Origin of the sequence: Paenibacillus camerounensis (assembly GCF_000723885.1) — a bacterium.
Classification (GTDB): Bacteria; Bacillota; Bacilli; order Paenibacillales; family Paenibacillaceae; genus Paenibacillus_AQ; species Paenibacillus_AQ camerounensis.
Map to the genome: position 1 here is coordinate 153,910 of NZ_CCDG010000039.1, position 6,547 is coordinate 160,456.

Annotated in this window: 5 protein-coding genes; 4 read left to right on the top strand and 1 reads right to left on the bottom strand. The window is 49.2% G+C overall.

Annotated features, from left to right (window positions below; translation table 11 throughout):
* Positions 1–46 precede the first annotated feature (46 nt).
* Positions 47–1,273: a Zn-dependent hydrolase gene (locus BN3772_RS15200; RefSeq protein ID WP_042200451.1), complete on the bottom strand. Its 1,227-nt coding sequence runs from the start codon at positions 1,271–1,273 to the stop codon at positions 47–49.
* Positions 1,274–1,488: 215 nt separating this feature from the next.
* On the opposite strand from BN3772_RS15200, the gene BN3772_RS15205 reads away from it, so the two are divergent.
* The 4 genes from BN3772_RS15205 to BN3772_RS15220 all read left to right on the top strand — a co-directional run bounded on the left by BN3772_RS15205 (position 1,489) and on the right by BN3772_RS15220 (position 6,260).
* Positions 1,489–2,364, top strand: coding sequence for an aldose 1-epimerase family protein (locus tag BN3772_RS15205; RefSeq protein WP_042200452.1), 876 nt, complete (start codon positions 1,489–1,491; stop codon positions 2,362–2,364).
* 244 nt (positions 2,365–2,608) lie between these two features.
* Complete coding sequence (locus BN3772_RS15210; protein ID WP_042200454.1) at positions 2,609–3,598, top strand: glycosyltransferase family 2 protein; 990 nt, start codon at positions 2,609–2,611, stop codon at positions 3,596–3,598.
* Positions 3,595–4,701, top strand: coding sequence for a polysaccharide pyruvyl transferase family protein (locus tag BN3772_RS15215; protein ID WP_052380520.1), 1,107 nt, complete (start codon positions 3,595–3,597; stop codon positions 4,699–4,701). The genes BN3772_RS15210 and BN3772_RS15215 overlap by 4 nt, the downstream gene beginning before the upstream one ends.
* Positions 4,702–4,745: 44 nt before the next feature.
* Positions 4,746–6,260, top strand: a complete 1,515-nt coding sequence (locus BN3772_RS15220; protein ID WP_042200456.1) for an oligosaccharide flippase family protein — start codon at positions 4,746–4,748, stop codon at positions 6,258–6,260.
* The last annotated feature ends 287 nt before the right edge of the window (positions 6,261–6,547 follow it).

Sequence of the window (6,547 nt, forward strand, 5' to 3'; positions counted from 1 at the left end):
TGCCCTCCCCTCTATATTTCCTCAGACGTTATGTTTAATGACACTATTAGCCCCTCAGCACCGACAGCACGGTTTCCAGAACGACATTTACACCCTTTTCACAATCCGCATAGGAGGTAAGCTCTTCTTCACAATGGCTTTTGCCGTTTACGCTGGGCACAAAGATCATTGCCGACGGGAGGAATCCGGCTACGAACTGGGCATCATGGCCTGCTCCGCTGGCTATTGTCCGGCGGGAATAACCCAGTGTGACCGCTGCCTGCTCCACAAGACCGCAAATATGCGGATCGAACCAGACTGTATCGCGCCCCCAGAGCTTACTTGTATGAACCGTACATTCCAGCAGCTCTTCCGGCAGGCCGTTAATGATTGCCTCTACTTCACGGACGATGTCCATATCCTTATGCCGCGCTTCCACCGTAAAAATCACCTTGTTCGGGATAACGGTGTGAATATTCGGCAGCACATTCATCCGCCCCATCGTATATACCAGTCCGGAATCAAGCTTGCCCAGCTTCGCCCGCAGTTCAGTAATAATATCGGCAGCCGCGAACAGCGCATCCTTGCGCATCTCCATCGGCGTCGTTCCGGCGTGGTCTGATTCGCCCGTCACTTCAATCTCGTAGCAGGCCATGCCGACTACACAGTCCACCAGCCCGATTGTGAGCTGCTCACGCTCAAGCACCGGTCCCTGCTCAATATGCAGCTCCAGATAAGCCGCCGCCTCTGTAATCCGGTTCTCTGCCTCTCCGGCATAGCCGCTGGCAAGCAGCGCCTGTTCAAAGGTCGTCCCTTCCGGGTCCTTTTTCTGCAGCATAGCTGCCTTGTCGAATTTGCCCGACAGTACGCCGGAGGCCATCATCGAAGGCTCAAAGCGCGCTCCTTCCTCATTGGTAAAGTTCATTACCGTTACCGGCAGGCGCGGGGTAATACCGTGGTCAACCAGTGTTCTTGCCACCTCGAGCCCGGCGATTACGCCCAGTACCCCGTCGAATCTGCCGCCCTTCTTCACTGTATCCAGATGGGAGCCGATGACTACAGGCGGGCCGGACTCCCTGCCGGCAAGCGTGGCATACATATTGCCCATGTCATCGGTCTTTACTGTCATGCCCAGCTCTTCACAGCAGGAACGGAAATAATTACGCACCAGCACATCCTGCTCTGACAGCGACAGCCGCGTTACCCCGTTCTGATCTGTGCGCCCAAAATCCGCAAAGGCTTCAATGGTATTCCTCAGCCTCTCGCCATTTACCAATAGCTGCTGCATTTGCATGTTATATTCCCCTCCGCTTCTGACGATCATGGTATTATTGCTTTCTCTATATGTTATACCAATGGCATTTTTAGTCACTGTACAGTCTGTAATAATGTTTTTCGGGAAATATTCACGTTCTGTTAGAACACAGCGGAAGAGTTTGGTAGAATATGAGCTGCCACGAAGTAAAAACACGATGAACACCACAATGAGGATGGAAGGGGATTTAACACATGAACACTATACTGCGCAGCGGGGAAGCCGAGGCGGTCATTAACTCTCTGGGCGCTGAGCTGATCAGCTTCAGGCTGCTGGCTACCGGCAATGAATATATCTGGAGCGGAGACGCAGCATTCTGGACAGGCCGTTCTCCGGTGCTCTTCCCGATTATCGGGGCAGCCCGCGGCGGGGAGATCCGCAGCGGCGGCAGCACCTACACTATCTCCAATCACGGCTTTGCCAGACGCAGTGAATTCACACTGGTTGAAGCTACTGATACCCAGGCCGTTTTCCGGCTGTCCCAGAACAAGCAGACTTTAGCCAGCTATCCGTATGCATTCAGCCTGGAGCTCACCTACATCCTGAGCGGCAGCACGCTCGAGATCAGCTACCGTGTCGAGAATACGGATGAGCAGGATATTTTCTTCCAGCTTGGCACCCATCCGGCCTTCAACTGCCCGCTGGACGGGCAGGGCGATATCACCGACAACTACCTTGAGTTCTCTGAATCAGAGCAGCTGGACCGGCTGTTCTTGAATGATGCGGGTCTCGTTATCAGCGGCAAAAGCACGTCTGTACTGGACAATGAACAGCGTCTGCCCCTCTCCCACGAGCTGTTCCTGGAAGGGGCGCTGATTTTTCAGGGCGTACAATCAAAGACCGTTACGCTGAAGAGCAAGCTTACAGACAAAAGCGTGGCCGTCACTTCCGAAGGGTTCCCTGATCTCGGCCTATGGCAGCCGAAGAACGCGCCGTTCGTGTGCATTGAGCCCTGGCAGGGCATCGCGGACGGCGAGGATTTCACCGGGGACCTGCAGGACAAGACCGGCATCATTACCCTTCCGCAGGGCGGGCATTTCAACAGCTCGCTGAAGATTGAAATCCGCTAAACCTTTGCTTCTCCTCCGAAATTCAAGAGCGCTCTGAGCAGCCGAAAATGGCGCTCCGGCGCTCTTTTTTGCAATAAACTAAGCAGTTATAAGTAAACTAAAGTAGTATATACAATCTTTTAACTCAGATAGTAATATAATTACAAATCATTGTGCCGAGTTAACAACGTACTATAGCGCAATCTTGTTGACACTTCTGTCTCTGGCCCAGTCATCCGTTATTTTGAAAGGAAGTGATTGTTGCATGAAACCGGAGATAAGCATCATTGTGCCTATCTATAAAGTTGAAATGTACTTACGTAAATGTGTCGATTCCATCCTCGCACAGACCTTCAGAGACTTCGAACTGATTCTTGTAAACGATGGCTCTCCTGACAATTGCGGCGAAATCTGCGAACGTTATAAAGAGCTCGACTCCCGGGTTAAGGTCATCCACAAACAGAACGGCGGACTGTCTGACGCGCGTAATTACGGCATTGATATTGCCGAAGGGAAATATATCGGCTTTGTAGACAGCGACGACTGGATCGAACCCGATATGTATGAGGCTCTGCACGGCTTGATCACCGCCCATGATGCAGACATTGCCGTGTGCGGCCATACCGAGGTCGAAGACGATGTGTATATGGATAAGGAATTCTCCCATGAAGTCCGTGTCTACAATAATGGAGAGGCCTTCAAAAAGCTGCTGGAAGATACCGAGATCAAGAATATGGCCTGGGATAAGCTGTATAAGGCGGAGCTGTTCGCAAAGGTAAGGTATCCGGTCGGCAAATATTTCGAGGACATGTTCGCGACCTATAAGCTGTTTATGCAAGCCGGGAAGGTCGTTTCCCTGGATTCGCCCAAATATTTGTATCTGCGCAGAGGCGACAGTATCACAGGCAAGATGACTAACCGGAAATACTATGACCGGATCTGCGCCTGGCGTGAACTGTATGAGGATATTAAATTCATGAATTATCCAGAAGCTATAGAAAAATCATTGGCCCGGAACGTCACTGAAGGGATTGAGCTGTGCAATCTCCAGATGATTTCCGGAGATAACAATGCCAATAAGGAATATATCGCAGAGCTGGGCAGCTTTTTCAGCAAAAATCTTAAAGCGGTAATGCGCAACAGAAGCATCAGCAAGCAGATGAAGCTGGCCACTTTACTTATCTTAACAAGCTCCAACACTTATAGAGTCCTGTATCAATCCAAACTTCGTGTGAAGGGAAGTAACCTGACATGACCAATATTATTCATAAGATGCTGCCGCTGTCCTTCCGTAATTATGTGAGCAATAATGAGTATTACCGTTATTTCCGGGGCTATATGGCTAACAGAGACCTGTACAGGAATAAATCAAAGGCCATCTTTGTAGTCGGCTCTCCGGAGCATGATAATCTCGGCGACCATGCCATAACGATGGCTCAGATGAATTTTCTCCAGAAGGCTTTTCCCGATTATATGCTGATAGAGATTGTAGCTGACAGGCTGACCTCGAATTGGAAATGCCTTATGGAGTATTCTACCCCTGATGATATCTTCGCACTCCAGGGCGGCGGAAATTTCGGCATCGAATATTTTAGAGAAGAAGAAGTGCGCAGAAGAATCATCAGTAATTTCCCCAATAATAAAATCATCCTTTTCCCTCAAACCATCTACTTTGGCGATACCGAGCTAGGCCGCAAGGAGTTCAAAAAAACACAAGCCCTCTACAGCGCCCACAAGGATCTGACTCTCGTAGCCAGAGAAAAGACATCGTATGAGATTATGAGGGAGAACTTCAAGAACAACGATGTTCTGCTGACTCCGGACATTGTAATGTCGCTGGATATTACCGAGCCGCAAAAAGCGCGCAGCGGAGCCCTTATGTGTATCCGGGCGGATAAGGAAAGCATCTTTAATGAAGCGGAAAAGAAAACAATCCATACCAGCGTTTCGCAGGCTTTTGACAAGCTGACTTATTCGGACACCTGCATCGAACGCTATATCCCGGTTGAAGAACGCGAGCATGAGCTGTATACGCTATGGAACCAGTTCAAAGAAGCGGAAATTGTTGTTACAGACCGGCTGCACGGGATGATTTTTGCGGCAATCACCTCCACTCCTTGTATCGCGCTCGGCAATTATAACTACAAGGTTGTAGGCAGCTACGAATGGATCAAACATCTCGGCTATATTAAGTTCACGAGCGACATTAATGATATACCGGCCTTGCTTGAGGAGCTTAGCGGGATTCCGGCTCCGCGGTACAACAATGATTTCTCCACCCGGCATTATAACCAGATCACTCAAGCCATATCGGCCGGAAAAGATAAATTCTCTTCTTCATCCACCGTAACCGCGTAGAGCATCCACCATGACATTTTCTGTAGCGAGGAAGCGATGTACCCTTGAAAACCAATATTAAACTTGCTGCAATTATAACCTATCTCTCCGTCTTTCTCGGTGTCATCATTTCCCTGGGCTCCACACCTTATATCGTTTCAACCCTGGGGAAATCGGAATACGGGCTGTTCTCCCTGGTGAACTCGATTATTGCCTATATCGTGCTGCTGGACCTCGGCTTCGGCAGTGCGGTTGTACGGTTCAACTCCAAGTTCATCTCGGAAAATGATACGGGCGGCCAGCGGAACATCAACGGGATGTTTCTGGTGCTCTTCTCGGGAATCGGCCTCCTTGCCCTGCTGGCCAGCCTGATTCTGGTATTTAATTTTGATTCAATTTTTACCAGCCTCACTGAGTCTGAGCTCAGTATTCTCAAAACCATATTCATCATCGCAGCGGTCAATGTGGCAATCTCATTCCCGATGAACATTTACAGCTCCATCATTACCGCCTACGAACGCTTTGTATATCTCAAAATCATCAATCTGCTAAGAGTTGTTATTTCCCCGGCAATGATGGTACTGGTGCTGATTATGGGACTCAGATCGGTCGGTATGGTATCCGTTGCGCTGGGGCTTAACATTGCTATCGGACTGACCAACTATTTTGTCTGCCGGTACAAGATGAAGCTGGTTGTGAAATTCAGTACGTTTGACTCCAAGCTGTTCAAGGAAGTATTCAGCTATTCTTCCTACATCCTGCTGTCATCCATTGCCTTTCAGCTGTATACAAATGCCGATCCTCTGATTATCGGCATGTTCCTGGGCGCTACTCCGATTGCAATTTATGCGATTTCAACCCAGCTGAACACGTACATTATGAATTTTTCCAATGTGCTGTCCAGCTTTTATCTGCCCAAGCTTACCAAAATGATTGTCAAAGGCGCCGATCAGGCCAGGCTGATGGTTGAACTGGTCCGGATAGGCAGAATTCAGGCCCTGATTGTCGGCTACATTGTCTCAGGCTTTGTGCTGTTCGGGCAGGTATTCATTCTGATCTGGCTGGGCGAGGGCTACCGGTATGCGTACACGATTGCGCTGATCATTATCATTCCGCAGATTACTTCGATCGTCCAGTCGCTGTTCGCCACGATGCTGGAAGCGATGAACCGGCACAAGGTCAAAGCCCTTATCTATTTCTCCATCGCCATTCTCAAAATCATCCTGACGCTGCTGTTCATCCGGGTCTGGGGCATCACAGGCTGTGCGATTGCAACTGCTGCCGGTATGATCGTTAATGTAATTCTGAATAATATCTACTATAGATATAAGCTGAAATTCGATATTTTCTATTTCTGGAAGGAGATTATCAAGGTATTTATCCCGGTCGTGCTGCTTGGCGGCGTATGCGGATATCTGCTGACGTATGTGAGTATTAACTCCTACCTCCAGCTGGGCTTATATGTCATTCTGTATTCCGTGCTGTATGCGGCCACGATGTGGATCTTCAGCATGAATGCGGATGAGAAATCAATCGTCAAGGGTCCGATGCGGAAGGTGGCCTTGCGGAGCCAGACTTAAAGTATGCTGTTGCGGACACCCTTAGGGGTGTCTTTTTCTATCGGGGACAAGGAGCTTACGCTGCTGGAGCTGGCGGGAATATTGCTGCCGGAGGGGTAGCTTATAGGTTTTAGCTGCTAGTTGGCTGATACACCATGTGCTTAACTGTACTTGGTGCAACTAAAACGGCCGTAAATGTGCAAAAAGCCCGCTTAATTGTATTTCATACAACTAAACGGGCTCGAAATGCTGATTTGGGCTGAAACAGGCAGATTTAGTTGCACAGACGAGTCAATTTCATAATTCAG